The 13,910-nt window shown below is 54.5% G+C and carries 16 protein-coding genes; 6 read left to right on the top strand and 10 right to left on the bottom strand.

The annotated features are described in order from the left end of the window. Positions 1 to 49: 49 nt before the first annotated feature. The 3 genes from BY454_RS14940 to BY454_RS14930 form a co-directional block, all read right to left on the bottom strand. Positions 50 to 2,170 (bottom strand): AAA family ATPase, encoded by a 2,121-nt coding sequence (locus BY454_RS14940; protein ID WP_104417383.1) that lies wholly within the window; start codon positions 2,168 to 2,170, stop codon positions 50 to 52. A gap of 91 nt (positions 2,171 to 2,261) precedes the next feature. Next, positions 2,262 to 2,900 carry an outer membrane beta-barrel protein gene (locus BY454_RS14935; RefSeq protein ID WP_181049717.1) on the bottom strand — a complete coding sequence of 213 codons (639 nt, stop codon included), beginning with the start codon at positions 2,898 to 2,900 and terminating at the stop codon, positions 2,262 to 2,264. A 106-nt stretch (positions 2,901 to 3,006) separates the two neighbouring features. Beyond that, positions 3,007 to 4,014 carry a helix-turn-helix transcriptional regulator gene (locus BY454_RS14930; RefSeq protein ID WP_104417381.1) on the bottom strand — a complete coding sequence of 336 codons (1,008 nt, stop codon included), beginning with the start codon at positions 4,012 to 4,014 and terminating at the stop codon, positions 3,007 to 3,009. Between the two features lie 121 nt (positions 4,015 to 4,135). Between BY454_RS14930 and BY454_RS14925 the strand changes: the two genes are divergently transcribed. Beyond that, the gene (locus BY454_RS14925; RefSeq protein WP_104417380.1) at positions 4,136 to 5,275 is read left to right on the top strand and encodes a PcfJ domain-containing protein; all 1,140 of its coding nucleotides are present in this window, start codon (positions 4,136 to 4,138) and stop codon (positions 5,273 to 5,275) included. Here BY454_RS14925 and BY454_RS14920 read toward each other — a convergent pair. The 3 genes from BY454_RS14920 to BY454_RS14910 all read right to left on the bottom strand — a co-directional run bounded on the left by BY454_RS14920 (position 5,272) and on the right by BY454_RS14910 (position 6,748). Continuing rightward, positions 5,272 to 5,502: a hypothetical protein gene (locus tag BY454_RS14920; protein ID WP_104417379.1), complete on the bottom strand. Its 231-nt coding sequence runs from the start codon at positions 5,500 to 5,502 to the stop codon at positions 5,272 to 5,274. The genes BY454_RS14925 and BY454_RS14920 overlap by 4 nt on opposite strands. A gap of 73 nt (positions 5,503 to 5,575) precedes the next feature. Further along, positions 5,576 to 6,061, bottom strand: coding sequence for a hypothetical protein (locus BY454_RS14915; RefSeq protein ID WP_104417378.1), 486 nt, complete (start codon positions 6,059 to 6,061; stop codon positions 5,576 to 5,578). Between the two features lie 108 nt (positions 6,062 to 6,169). Further along, the gene (locus BY454_RS14910; protein WP_104417377.1) at positions 6,170 to 6,748 is read right to left on the bottom strand and encodes a hypothetical protein; all 579 of its coding nucleotides are present in this window, start codon (positions 6,746 to 6,748) and stop codon (positions 6,170 to 6,172) included. A gap of 202 nt (positions 6,749 to 6,950) precedes the next feature. Between BY454_RS14910 and BY454_RS14905 the strand changes: the two genes are divergently transcribed. After that, entirely contained in the window at positions 6,951 to 7,694 is a 744-nt protein-coding gene (locus BY454_RS14905; protein WP_104417376.1) for an NYN domain-containing protein, read from the top strand. 8 nt (positions 7,695 to 7,702) lie between these two features. On the opposite strand, the gene BY454_RS14900 is transcribed toward BY454_RS14905, so the two are convergent. From BY454_RS14900 to merR, 3 genes are all read right to left on the bottom strand, one after another. Next, a complete protein-coding gene (locus tag BY454_RS14900; RefSeq protein ID WP_104417375.1) occupies positions 7,703 to 8,371 on the bottom strand; it encodes an SOS response-associated peptidase in 669 nt (222 codons plus the stop codon). Positions 8,372 to 8,408: 37 nt separating this feature from the next. Then, a complete protein-coding gene (locus tag BY454_RS17090; RefSeq protein ID WP_258075673.1) occupies positions 8,409 to 8,504 on the bottom strand; it encodes a recombinase family protein in 96 nt (31 codons plus the stop codon). Between the two features lie 460 nt (positions 8,505 to 8,964). After that, positions 8,965 to 9,399, bottom strand: coding sequence for an Hg(II)-responsive transcriptional regulator (gene merR / locus BY454_RS14895; protein WP_104417374.1), 435 nt, complete (start codon positions 9,397 to 9,399; stop codon positions 8,965 to 8,967). A 72-nt stretch (positions 9,400 to 9,471) separates the two neighbouring features. Here merR and merT point away from each other — a divergent pair, with 72 nt between their 5' ends. Genes merT through merA form a run of 4 tightly spaced genes read left to right on the top strand, consistent with a single transcriptional unit; the run spans position 9,472 to position 11,799 of the window. After that, entirely contained in the window at positions 9,472 to 9,828 is a 357-nt protein-coding gene (gene merT, locus BY454_RS14890; RefSeq protein WP_104417394.1) for a mercuric ion transporter MerT, read from the top strand. Between the two features lie 15 nt (positions 9,829 to 9,843). Then, positions 9,844 to 10,146: a mercury resistance system periplasmic binding protein MerP gene (merP, locus tag BY454_RS14885; RefSeq protein ID WP_011783481.1), complete on the top strand. Its 303-nt coding sequence runs from the start codon at positions 9,844 to 9,846 to the stop codon at positions 10,144 to 10,146. Then, entirely contained in the window at positions 10,143 to 10,403 is a 261-nt protein-coding gene (merF, locus tag BY454_RS14880) for a mercury resistance system transport protein MerF (protein WP_104417373.1), read from the top strand. Before merP ends, merF begins: the two co-directional genes overlap by 4 nt. After that, on the top strand, positions 10,393 to 11,799 hold the full coding sequence (gene merA / locus BY454_RS14875) for a mercury(II) reductase (RefSeq protein WP_104417372.1): 1,407 nt from the start codon (positions 10,393 to 10,395) through the stop codon (positions 11,797 to 11,799). The genes merF and merA overlap by 11 nt, the downstream gene beginning before the upstream one ends. A gap of 890 nt (positions 11,800 to 12,689) precedes the next feature. On the opposite strand, the gene BY454_RS14870 is transcribed toward merA, so the two are convergent. Beyond that, positions 12,690 to 13,808: a DinB/UmuC family translesion DNA polymerase gene (locus BY454_RS14870; RefSeq protein WP_258075672.1), complete on the bottom strand. Its 1,119-nt coding sequence runs from the start codon at positions 13,806 to 13,808 to the stop codon at positions 12,690 to 12,692. Positions 13,809 to 13,910: the final 102 nt, after the last annotated feature.

The raw sequence follows: 13,910 nt of genomic DNA, 5'->3' as shown, positions 1-13,910 counted from the left end.
CAGCCCGTTTTCCAGGCCGGTGTCCGTTTTTCCATCTCGCTCTCCCTGTTCACTGAATAAAGCCAATGGGCTGGTTGATGACGCCATCGGTTTGCTGACGCTGTTCGTCTTCCAACGCTGTCAGCAACCGACCGGTCCTCGGCTTGAAGCCCCGTAGACGAAGGTTTTGAACCGCCGCACGAATCACCCCTGGCGTCAGGTAACTCAGATGCTGCAAGTTTTCCTGGGTAAGCGCCTCGGCCTGCTCCTTGTCGGCCACGCAAGCGGAGATAATGTCTCGCACCTGTTGAGTGGTCAGGTAATCAAAACCGACCTTCAGCTGAAACCGGCGCAGGATGGCTTTATCAAAGCTCTCAAACCGGTTAGTGGTGGCCAGGAATACGCCTTCAAAGCGCTCCAGGCGCACCATGAATTCATTGCTTGCGCCCACTTCCCAACTTTGGCGAGCCATGCTGCGGTTGTAGAGAAACGTGTCCGCCTCATCGAGCAGCAACACAGCACCGGTGCGCTCAGCCCTGTCGAACATGTCGGCGATATTCTTCTCGGTCTGCCCCACGAACATGCCCAGCAAATCGCTACCAGACTGCAGCATGAAGGGCTTTTTCAGCCGCCTGGCCAGTTCCTGCGCATAGGCGGTTTTGCCGGCGCCGGGCGGGCCATACAGGCAAAGCCGAGCGGTACCTTCCCGGCGAATCAGGCGCTCGACGTTTCGCAGCGAAGGCCGAGTGTTGATCCACTCGGTGCGGAAAGCCGGGAAATCGGATTTTTTGGTTTTCTTAAGAATCTGCCCTGGCTTGCCCTCCCCCATCACCGACAGCCGTTGGCGAATCAGGGCTTCCAGGCGCTGCTGGTTTCGGGTGATTTGTTTTGCCGGCAGGTGCTGCCCTATCTCGGCCAGATTTTGTGCCAGCGCCGGCGTCATCCAGGATTTGCGGGCGGCTTCGGTTATCCAGGCGGACGCCACAGGGAGTTCCGACAAGGTCTGCTCAATTCGCGAAGCCTCCCGATCCCCACTGGTACCCTGAATTTCAACAATGAAATCAAACCGACGGAGAAAGGCGGGATCCACTTGGCGAATATCGTTGCTGATCCAGATCACCGGCGCCTGATTGTCTTCCAGAAGTTGGTTGAACCAACCTTTGGCAAGCTGATCGGATTTGCGGAAAGCATCCTCCATCTCGTCGAACAACAGAATGGCGCCCAGGCGGTCTTCCAGAAACATTTGCGCCATTTTGGCGGCATCCAGGCGGATGCGCCCGGTCAGAGCCCGGGAACGATCGTCCCGGGTGGGCACTTCATAAAGCGGGGCCGACACATTGGCAGCCATCGCCCGAGCCAGCTGGGTTTTACCGGTGCCCGGTTTGCCATAAAGCAGAATGTTTTTGCCGTGGGCTTTGCTTTGAAGCGCATCCTGCAGGTAATCCAGCATGAGCTGAAGCTCCGGAACACCCCGAAAGTCTCGGATCTCGTGCAACGCCGGCGGTCCCGGTGGGCAGATATACCGGAACAGCAGTTCTTCAATATCGTCACTTTCGCCACCTCTGTTGCCGTCACAGACATCCGAGGTTGCAATCACCAGTTGACCAAGCAAAGGACCGGCTTCCACCAGATCCCAAATATCGGTATTGGGATTCGGGCCTTCAATCAGGCGGATCTGGCTCAGGATGGCGTTCTCATCCAGCGCTTCGTTCAAGGCACGAGTGGATTCGCGCATGGCCCGGGCCAGCGCACTCACCGAGTTGCTGTAATCATTGATTTCAAGCTCCCGCAACGTTTCTCTGGCTTTGGGGTATTTCAGCAGCAGGATGGCGTAGATCAACACCTTGATTTCCACCTTGCCCGGCCTTAGCAGCTTGATCAGGTTCTTCAGCAGCGGCTCAAACGACAGCTTCGGGGTGCCATTCAGACTTCGGGTCAGCGATTTTTCACGCCGGCGAATGGCGCGCAGATAGGCAGGACTGCCGGGCTCGGACTCATCGTCGGTTTTGGGCGTGATGCCCATAAACGACAGCGGTGCGTCATCCCGAAACATAACCGGTTGGTTATGATTGACCGGCGATAGGAACAGGCGACAAACGTAGATTTGCAGAAGTTTCAGATCGTCCTTTGAGGGAGAAGCAGTTTGCTCCGTCTCCTCGGCTTCACTGACGAGTTCTTTCCATAACAGCATAGGCGGGCCTCCTGAATGTCTGGTGACATTATGAGACCCGCCTGCGACATTTAACGTCGCTTAGGCTCCATTCTTGGCTAAATTCGCTCCGTTAAAACCGAAGCTCTGGACCGATAGAGAAGATGTGCATATCGGATTCCAGATTGGATAGACCGGAATCCAGGTCATCACCGACGTTGCTGAGGTAATCCCATTCAGCCCGGACAGCGAAATGATCTGTGAACTCAACGACAGCACCGAGACCGGTACGGAAACCCACACCAGTCTCACTCTCAGAGCCTGACGCTTTGCTGCCATTGACGGTGATAGAGCCATCAAACTTCTGATACCAGAATTGCGCACCGGCTTTCGCAAAGAGCCGCACAGGCCCCATATCCGGAGTAAAAACCAGCAGTGAGCCGTCGAACATGTGGTAGCTCACATCCATGGCCGCTGACACGTTATTACCATTAACAACTCCGCTCGCGGCAAACGACGTGTCATCGATGTAGCGATACCCGCCTTCAAACGCGAGGTACTTGTCGAAAAAGCCACCGGCGGTTATCCGGCCGGTAACCGCCTCATCATCACAACTAACCCCCGCACCGGAGAGATCGTCACAAAAGTCTTTGACGTCAGCCTGGCCAAGGCTAAAGGCAGCATATTGCTGATCGGCTGAAGCAGCACTCGCGCCGCCGGCAAGTACACAAGAGGCAAGTGCAAAAGGCATAAACTTCAATGTCTTGAACATCCTTATCGTCCTTTCTATCAATGAATGGTTAGCTTCCGGCGACATGCTACCTGTCTAGCAGGCTAATTTCTTCCCCCTTTAAGGCTTTTGGTCCACCTCACGGCTCTTACTCCACCAACGTCTGCCGAGTTCTGGCCAACCCTTGTTGGAGCGTATTGGCTATCTCTTCTTTCAACCAAACCGGTTCCAGAATATCGCAATGCAGGGCCTGTGCCGTTAGCCACCAGCGCAAGTCCTGGGTATCACCGACGGTGACAGCAATCTCAAACGTGTCCTCATCAATTTCCGTCGTGATCTGGTCAAAACCCAGCGGAGATTCAATCAAGTGATTAAGCGCCGGTTTGTCACAACGCAGCTTCAGATACACCGGCTTATCGGATTTCAGAATGCCCATGGCACCGGAGTGAATGTAGAAGTCCAGATCAAAGTCTTCAGGCCGGTCTACCGGTTCTTCGAGAAGTTCCCCTGTCGTGGCCCGGTGCAGTACCAGCTGGCGAATGCCCTCCCGGCCATCGATGGTGCCAATCAGATAGACATTCGGGTCCCGGAAAATGAGGCCTAACGGGTGCACGGTAATGGCTTCCGGCTCGGGCCATTTACGGGCCTGGTAGGTCAGTTGGCATTTGTATTCCCGAAGCAGCGCTTCGGTGACCGTTTCCAGCACATCCGCATCAATGGCCGGGCGTTGGCCACCGAGGCCTCGGTTAATAACGCGCACATGGTTGGGCCATTGGCCCAGCGGGTTTCGCTCGCGCAGCAGCGTGCGATGCGCTTCATCGAAATGCGGTTTCAGGTGAGACAATGCTCTGGGCGGCAACAGTGGCTTGAGGTAAGCCTGTGCCAACTCAAAGGTCAGCGCCGCCGGCAAATCCAGCGCAGGGATGATGTCCATGGTGGTTTCCCGGTCGAAGGACCATTGGTGCGGCCGGGAGCTTTCATCCACCATTAACGGGAACTCGACACTCAGCTTTTCCAGATCCCGCTGAATGGATCGCATGGTGACGGAATAGCCCTGCTCTTCCAGGCGCTGGGATAACTCACCCGTCGTGATCGTGCGAGGGTAACGGGGCACCATCCTAAGCATGGTGAGATAACGAATGGCGGTGTTCGACATGGCGCCTTCCTTTGCAAATTCGAATTGAGAGCGACTGCGGGTGTCGCATGCCTACTGTACGATATTGGCGATAGAATGGAAGGCTTTGAAAGGATGGACAAAAGTTGAAGGCGCACCGCCCATGCACACCGACACAGTAGAGTTTGACCTGAGCCAGGTGCTCAATTACCCGATCACTGTGCGGATCAAGGGCTGGCATTCGGATCAGCCGCTGCAATGGACCAGTTTTAATGATGACGGCCTGGTAGCCGAAGGGGTTTTCCTGGAGGCACCCGGGCTGCCGCTATTTACGCTGGGCGATGACAAAGGCCAGCGCCTGTGCGATGCCATTCCTGCTGACATTAACGCCATTTGCGGTTTGATGCCTGCAATGGACTTCCAGCTCGCGCAGGCTTGCGCCGTTTCGGCTGCCGCAAGGCAGTTAGCGAGTGACGCGCCGTTACTGTTTCTGCTCGCAGTCGATTACGCCCGTCAGCAACCGTTATCCGTGGATGCATTCGAGCAACTTTTAACGTTCAGGCGCGCGGATATCCTCAACGCTGCAGGCCTGCGCGGCAGCAAATCCTTGGCACGCCTGGTTGGCCGACTTAAACTCTCGCCGATGATGCCCTGGGAGCTGGATGATGTTCGCCGGGCATTACAGCAACCCGACTTTCTTGCCCTGCTGCGCCATCATCCGGAGGTTCACCTGAACCATCTTCGTTTGCTGTTGCGGGTTCGACGCCCCTTGTGGCCGGGCATGCTTTGTTTGGTAAACGAATACACACAGGCGGCGGATTTAACCTGGACCTACCGGATGATCCGAGACACTCTGAATCTTGCAGGCGGCAACGAGCGGGTGTTGGCTCAGGTAAACTCCCGGGAAGACCTGCAAGATCAGCACGACCGCTTTATCGAACGCTTCAACCGCCAGAACCACCGTAACTCAGAAGAGAAGCGACTTGAACTGGCACAAGAGCTTGAGGAGGAACACGGTGAATATCCTCAGCCGCCCATCGCACCGGTGGAAGGCATAGAGCCCCTCACCTCTTGGCTGGAGCTGCTGGAGGAAGGAGCCACCATGCGCCATTGCGTGGGCAGCTATGACGTGGCCGTGGCCGGGGGTGAGGTTTTTATATACCGGATGATCTCGCCGGAACGGCTGACCATTTCACTGGAACACCGCAACAACGCCTGGGTGGTTGGTGAGGTGCGTGCTTCATGCAACGCCAACCCCTCACCTGACACATTGGAACGGGTAAGGCGCTGGGTCAACCTCTAATCGCAATCAGTGCCTTCTTTTACAATCACTTCGGGTTTTGACCGGCTCCAGAACAAATGGCGTTCATACAAGAGCAAACCAATCGGCGCAAATAGTATCGCCACCAAGCGGAAAGGCAAAGGCAGGCTTTCCAGAGGAATCTCCAGTAAATCATTGGTCGCCTTATAGGACAGCAGCCCCAGGCTCAACCAAGCAACGAGAGCAAAAAATCCCAACAGATAGATCATGCTGAACAGCTCCTTTTAGACTGCATTGAAGCTCGCGCTTGCCGCTTTCGTGGCAAGCTCATTCTTCCAATCATCAATCGGATTCCGGGCGTTTACGTCCTTTCATCAGGGCATTCGGGTCATCCACCGGGCTGTAAAAATCCATGTAATCCTGCACGGCTTTGTCTGTAGCCTCGTCGGCAATGTTGAAAACGAACGAGCAGACAAGGTTCTCCCTGGAAATGGTAAAGATTGAAACATCCGTACCGAGGGATGAGGCTGTCCGCTGTATACATTCGTATTTGGGATTCTCGTAGCACAACCAGCGATACCAGGTCTTGATCAGGTGACTCACCCCGTCATGGACAGACTTCCCGGTTTTCAGTGCTAGCGAGCAATAGAGCATGTGCTCCAGCATGTCCGGGAAATCATCAATGGAGGACCGCTCAAGATCAAACGGCGAGTCGGGGTCGAAAAGACACCCGTAAATCTCGTGAGTAAAAGCATTCGTGGTGTCTTCCGCTTCCGGAATGCTTTCCACTCCGTATTCTTCCAAAAGGGCTTGGTAGTTTACTGGCATAACGAACTCCTTTTTCTAACGCTCCTGTGGTGTAGTTGATCGGATGCCTGAATCTTCGGCTTGATGCCGTCGAGAGGAGCTTACCGGGCTACCCCAACTACGAATTCCTCACAACCGGTTCCGCCTCAATATCAACCGCATGTGCTGATCCTTCTTGCGCAACACATGCCCATTCTCGCAAGTCCACACATCCGTCCACCATGAGAAGGCGTTACCAGCGCCGTGGTAATTATCTTTAGTGACACCAACCTCTGTGGACACTGCCTGACACTGAGAGCAAAAGACTCTCGCCCTCCCCTGTGTGACCCAGTCGTCAATGTCTTCGGCGATCTCCCGGAAAGCACCTGGCGGCAACAGGCTGACGGTTCGCTCGTCAAAAGAGGCCCGCGACAGCCAAATGGGTAGCGCTTTTCTCACAACCTCGGCCTGAAAGTTCTGAACAACGTGCTCGTCGGCATTTTGCCGTGCCCAGGACAATAAGTCCCGGGTGCGTATCGTGACATCACAGTAAAAGCCATCCTCCTTGTCAGCCCGAGAAGCAAGCAGAATCCATCCGTGGCACTGGGGAAGCGCATCCACATAATCCTCGATGGCTTGACTGATACGCCGATGACACTCCTCCACTCTGGCGTGCTGGCGATACGTCGGGGACAGTAGGTACTTCAGAAGGTGCGTGAGGTTCGACATGTCCGTTGTCTCCAGAAAGGATTTGATACTACTGCATTGCCACTATGCAGTGGCGATACGACAAATGATGTCGCTTTTCCTGGAAAACTCAGTTTTTCGCGACCTCGCGTATTAGGCCAAGGCTTATCCCCAATCTTCCATTCGCAAAGGCCTGTGATAAAGTTCGGTCGATCACCTACCGACGCAAGGAAGCTCCAAGCCAATGCCCGACAACCACAAGATTGCCCTCCTCATTGATTGTGACAACGTCAGCTATCACTCCATTGAAGGAGTGCTCCAGGAGTTGGCCAAGTACGGATCGGTGAATGTCCGTCACGCGCACGGCAATTGGAATGGCACCCAACTGAAAGGCTGGATCGACAAGCTCCACGCCAATGCCATCCGACCTATCCAGCAATTCGCATACACCCCCGGTAAAAACGCAACCGATTCGGCCATGATCATTGACGCCATGGACCTTTTGTATTCCGGTAATATCGGGGCTTTCGCCTTGATGACCAGTGACAGCGACTTTACCCCACTGGTCATGCGCATTCTGGAGGCGGGCCTGCCAGTCTTTGGTTTTGGTGAGCGCAAAACACCACAACCCTTTGTAAATGCCTGTTCCCAGTTTATCTATACAGAGAATCTCCGTTGTGAGGAAGAGTTCGACGAGGATGCATCGGAGCTTTCCATGCAAGCGGCGGCGCACAAGAAAAAGTGGGGACGTAATGAGCTGCTGGGAGAGTCAGGCTTGGTCAGAACACTGAGGACCGCCGTTGACCAGACAGCCGATGACGAAGGTTGGGCACACCTTGGCCGAGTCGGACAATACATATCAAACAACAGCTCATTTTCTCCCGTCAATTACGGCTACAAGAAACTCAGTGATCTGGTGCGTGCGAGTGAACTGTTTGACGTCTCAAAACGTGAAAAGGGCGGCCTGTATATCAAAGTACCAGGCTAGCCTACCCCTTAGCCGTCTGCCGGAATGATTTGTGGCTCTCCCGCCACCTGTAAACGCTGCAGGCTGTGTACAGGCTCGCAGACCAACGGGGCCGGAATATGTGTCCTCATCATGCCCTGGAACGCACCCACCTGATGAAAATCCGGATCCAGCCACAAATCAAATTCCTCCGGTCGTAACATCAGCGGAATGCTTTTGGGATGAATGTGGCTGAACCTGGGGTGTGGCGGCAGCGTGATGACCGTAAACGAATTAACGGACTCATCCCCAAAGTGCCAGGTCTGCCATAGGCCTGCGAGCGCCGTCGCTTCATTTTCAGGATGAATGTTGTACACCTGCTTGCCCCGCCATTCATGGAATGCGCTGACTGGCAGGATACAACGCTTAGATGGATAGGCTTTCTTCCAAAGCGGGCTGCTAGTGAGTCGGTCACTGCGGGCATTGAACGTGTTAAATTTCGGATTCGGCCGGTAGCCATGGCCATCCAGTCTGGGCTCGATTAACAATGACCAGATTCCTGGCAGCAGATACCTATCCCCGGCCGCTTCAATCACGAATTCACCGATGCCGCCCGGCGGCACGTTGTGTTGTGGCTTTGGCAGCTGATCGGGCAAGCCGAGCTGGTTCATCAGCTGCCTTAACTCCGGTGAGTCCCCAACATTGTACCGGCCACACATAGTCTGTCCCCGTTAACCCGATCTCCCGCCAACCTTATCAGACTGGCGCTGAAATAATCTCAACCAGGTCTTTAAGAGATCGCGCCAGGCGGCCCAACTTCCAAACGACCAGAATCTCTACATTACGAAGCATTGCTGCAGCGCTGGCCGCTCTTTCAGTGCTCCGTCAAATTTTACCGGAAGGCCTGTTCAGCTCGCGCTTTCTTCAGAGCATCAACCTCAATTTCGGGATCTTGATCGTTTGTGCTGACCAGTGCGAAACCTCTGATCATAAAAGGTACCTTTTCAGTTCACAGATTGCTGAACCGGGTTGTTGGACACGAGATCAGATGAAATTGGGTATTTTTGAGGGATGAACGTGAGCGTTCAACAAACGACCGTTTTCTGATACACGCATAGCCAGAAAAAGGATGTGACCTGAGATCGGGATGCGGGAGGCCCGAAACAGGCAAAAGATCCCAAAACGACGGCAGCCCAAGCCAGCTTCTAAACAAAAGCGAACATTCGCGCACCTCGGTTCAATAAATCTGCCTATCTTTTCGTAGTGTCCGCAGTGACGGGGTAGAACCCCAAGAGGTCGATTGGTTCAGAAGCTAACCCTTTTGGCCTCTTGTCCCAATACCTCCCTCATGTAACGAAGCAATGAGCGGGCACGCGATGTTGTCCGGCTGTGCGTGGCATTGACTGACCATTTCGCTCAGAGCCTTCTCAATTTTGACCAGCCTTTCGATCTTTTCGCGCACATCCTTCAGCTTGTGCTCGGCGAGCGCACTGGCTTCTTCACAGTGGGTGCCATCTTCCAGCCGCAGGAGGTCGCTTATCTCGTCGAGACTGAAACCCAGCTGCTGCGCCGTTTTAACAAATGTCAGCCGATCAATATCGGCGGAGCCGTAGCGTCGAATACCACCTGGAGGCCGTTTGGGTTCCGTTATGAGACCTCTCCGCTGGTAATAGCGGATCGTCTCGACATTTACATTGGCCGCCTTGGCCAAGCCGCCAATAGTCAGTGAATTGGCTTTATCCAACATGATGCTTGACTCCGTACTTAACTACGGAAGTAACCTTATCTTATCTAATTCATGGGCAACAGGTTAAACGTCATGTCGACATTCAAATCTAAATCCGGAGGTGCTTCTCTCGCTGTCGGGGGGATGGCTGGAATTCTCGCCTCGGCCTGCTGTCTCGGGCCATTAGTACTTATCACTCTGGGCGTTTCCGGTGCCTGGATCGGCAACCTGACAGCTTTGGAGCCCTATCGACCGCTGTTCATTGGCGCGGCCATCGTCGCCATGTTCTTTGCCTGGCGACGAATTTACCGCCCTGTAGAGCAATGCTCACCCGGTGAAACGTGTGCGATCCTTCAAGTCCGAAAGACCTATAAGGTGATCTTTTGGGTAGTTACGGCACTGATACTGGTGGCTTTAGTTTTCCCCTACGTTTTGCATCTATTCTACTAAAAGGAGATCTTGCTCATGCGTAAACAGTTTGTACTTGCCATGTTCCTCACTTTGCTCAGCATGTCCTCCTGGGCTGCGTCTCAAACAGTAACTCTCTCGGTGCCTGATATGACCTGTGCCGCGTGTCCGATCACCGTCAAGTTGGCCTTAAGTAAGGTGGAAGGGGTGTCGCAAGTTTCCGTGAGCTACCCTGATCGAGAAGCCGTCGTCACCTTTAACGATGCGCTCACTTCCATAGAGGCGCTCACCGAGGCCACGAGCGACGCTGGTTACCCCTCCACTCCCACGGCCTCCGAGGCGACTCCGGAGGGGCAATGAAGAATCCGAAGAACCTGCTCAGGGTCGGCATAGTAGGGACTATTCTGGTTGCACTATGCTGCTTCACACCGATTCTGGTCATTTTGATGGCCACCGTGGGACTGGCCGCCCTGACGGGCTATCTCGACTATGTGCTTCTTCCGGCACTGGCGGTATTCATCGGCCTGACGGTTTATGCGTTCTGGCGGAAAAAGCACTATGACGCCAGCTACGAGAGCAATTCCAAAGCTCCAAGGAGTTTCCCCAGTGAAAAATGACAACAACCTGCATATTGCGGTAATCGGCAGTGGTGGTGCCGCCATGGCGGCTGCCCTGAAGGCGACTGAACGCGGTGCCCGCGTCACCCTGATTGAACGTGGGACTGTCGGTGGCACCTGCGTAAATGTTGGCTGCGTGCCCTCGAAGATTATGATTCGTGCAGCACATGTCGCGCATCTTCGAAAAGAAAGCCCGTTTGACGCGGGCATCAGTGCTGAGGCTCCTCAGGTAGACCGAGCAAAACTGCTTCAGCAACAGCAGGCACGAGTGGAGGAGCTGCGTGACACCAAGTACGAAAAGATACTTCGAGAACACAAGGACATCACAGTCCTGAACGGTGAGGCCCGGTTTGTCGATACCAATAGCCTGGTAGTCACGCTGGCTGAGGGTGGTAAAAAACCGGTTCATTTTGATCGCGCCTTTATTGGAACCGGAGCCAGACCGGCAGAGCCGCCAATAACGGGGCTGGCAGACACTCCTTACCTGACATCAACCAGTGCCTTGGCGCTGGATACCGTTCCCAAACGGCTGATCGTAATTGGTGCCGGTTTCGTTGCCTTGGAATTGGCTCAGGCATTCGCCAGACTCGGCAGCAAGGTTACTGTTTTAGCCCGGAGCCGTGTGTTGTCCAGCGAAGATCCTACGATCGGAGAGGCCATAGAGGCGGCTTTTAAACGGGAAGGGATTGAGGTGCTTCGCCAGACCACGCCCAGCAACGTGGACTATAGCGACAACGAGTTTATCGTCGAGACGCCTGCCGGCACCTTGCGAGCCGATCAGCTGCTGGTGGCGACCGGTCGGACGCCCAATACTGAGGCCTTGAACCTGGCGAGCATTGGCGTGGAAACTTCACGCGGCGCAATTCAGGTGGATGAGCATCTGCAAACCACGGTCACCGGAATATACGCTGCCGGAGACTGCACCAACCAACCGCAGTTTGTCTATGTCGCCGCTGCCGGGGGCAGCCGGGCCGCCGTCAACATGACGGGAGGCGAGGCCAAACTCGACCTCACTGCCATGCCTGGGGTCATGTTTACCGATCCTCAAGTCGCCACCGTTGGCCTCTCTGAAGCCGAAGCAGTTGCTCGGGGTTATAGCGTGGACACCAGGTTGCTCGACTTGGAAAACGTGCCGCGTGCGCTAGTAAACTTTGACACCCAAGGCTTTATTAAAATGGTGGCAGAGCACAACTCAGGCCGTTTGCTTGGGGTGCAGATTGTCGCAGCGGAAGGCGGTGAAATTATCCAAACGGCAGTGATGGCGTTACGAGCAGGTTTGACCGTTCAGGAAATCGGCGATGACTTGTTCCCTTATCTGACCATGGTTGAAGGACTCAAACTCTGTGCACAAACGTTCACCAAGGATGTAAAGCAGTTGTCCTGCTGTGCCGGATAAATGATGTGAGCGCGGCTCTGTATTTACTGGGCAGCGTTAAGGTGGGCAGGCCAAGCGTTGGCCTGGCATCAGTCCGCATATCCTTTTGGGTGGAGCTTGTGATTCTCCATTCAAGAGGTGATGGCCAGACGCTTGCATTGGCATTGACTGCTTTACCCGAATGTTCGCTTTGCGACCTTACCGGACAACTTGTGATGTCAGTTTCAAGCCACTTTATATCGACGTCAGCAATTGCCATGACGGGATTTGTGTTCAACGCTGTACGGTCCCAATCCTGTCTGATCTGTATTGAAGCGCACAGGTTTGTCGGCAACGGCGCTTCAGAATTTAGAAACCCTCGGATTTGGCGATCCGGGGGTTTCTTCGTTTGAGCTCTAGGTTATTAGTGCTGGAGCAACGGAAACACTTTTGGGGTGAAAGGCAACAGATTCAGGGTCAGTGGCAACAAAAACCGGGTAAGCCAGTGGATTGAAGCTGATATAGGGTGGATTTTGACCAATATTTGCTCGAAAACACCTCCGAGAGCGCCCCTAATGCCAGGTTTTAGACAACAGACCCGGTTTGTGTTGCCCCCAGGTCACCAACTAGAGGCAACAGACCCTGAATCTGTTGCCTCTGGTAGAGGAATATCAAAATTATTTCTTGTCCCCCCCATGTAAGAACCACTTTTACCAATGCACCTTCCTCGTAAGAACCATTTTTCTATCCCTGGGCTTTGTACAGGCCGCTTAAACCCTGTAAATCCCGGCGCCTAACAGGGTTCGGCCGCCTTGATTGGTCTGCAGCGGACATTTTTTACATTGGTTCTACGCCGGGCATGCCGTTTCCACTTCAACAGGCCTCTCAGGTCCTGATTTATAACGTTTAGATGGGATACCAGAGACAAATAGTCAGTCGACGCTTGGGAGCTGGGACCAGTCTGTTGTGTACGCCGGTGACAAATACTCACGTCGCATCGCATAAACACCCCGCCCGGCTTCCCGTGCCATACACAGAGTTGCCCGGGATTTCCGGTTAATCGAATCCATCACTGCCATCAAACGCTCTGAGCGTTCATCCTTGGGATTTACGGATTCAGAGGGTTCGAACAAATCGGACTGAAGCCCTGACTTGTCGACCAGATCCCCGAGCATGACACCGGCTTTGGCGTAATCAAAACCTTCCCGATAGAGCGTTCGGAGCAGCGTGAGCGCCTCTTTGGCAATGGTTCGGGAATCCTGGGTGGCCTGTATAAAGCGAATACTGGCACTGCGCGAATACTGGGGCGCATCGGCTTTGAAGGGATTGGTTCGGATAAAGACCATCAGCTCGCCCACGTACTGCTCCCCTGCCCTGAGTTTTTCGGCTACTCTGGATGCATAATGCGCCACAGCCTCTTCCAGATCCGACAGCGCCCGGATGGGCTGACCAAAAGAGCGTGAACACATGATCTGCTTCTTCGGTGCCGGCACTTCCTCCCAGGGGAGGCAGGCGATGCCGTTCAACTCCCGCGCCGTGCGCTCCAGTACCAGCGAGAACCGTTCCCTCAATGTGGCCAAATCGGTGTCCGCCAATTTGAGAGCGGTGTCGATACCCATGGCCTGCAACTTCGATGACAGCTTGCGGCCGACGCCCCACACTTCATCTACGGGCACCCGGGCCATCAGCCGGCGCTGCCGGGCCGGGTCGGTTAAATCCACCACGCCACCGGTGGCCGGGTATTTCTTGGCCGCGTAATTGGCCAGTTTGGCCAATGTGCGGGTTGGCGCGATGCCTACACAAACGGGCAGACCGATGTTGTGATGCACTGTCTCCCGCACCTGTCGCCCATACACTTCCCACTCAACGATTCGTCCCATGCCGGTCAGATCCAGAAACGCCTCGTCGATGGAATAAACATCCACTCTCGGAGCGAGGGTTTCCAGCGTGGTCATGACTCGCCGACTCATGTCGCCGTACAAGGTATAGTTGGAAGAAAAGACCTGAATGCCGTACCGGCGGATCTCGTTTTTGATGTGATGAACCGGCACCCCCATCTCATCCTGATGACCTTGAGAACCACAACGGACTGTTCTATCAGTTGCAGGACATCCCATTTGACCTCTGGACGTTCAAACGGGGAGACGAGGAAT

Origin of the sequence: Marinobacter persicus (assembly GCF_002934325.1) — a bacterium.
In the GTDB taxonomy this organism is placed as follows: Bacteria; Pseudomonadota; Gammaproteobacteria; order Pseudomonadales; family Oleiphilaceae; genus Marinobacter; species Marinobacter persicus_A.
Note: the sequence above shows the minus strand (reverse complement) of the source record. Positions and strands in the feature narration are given on the sequence as shown.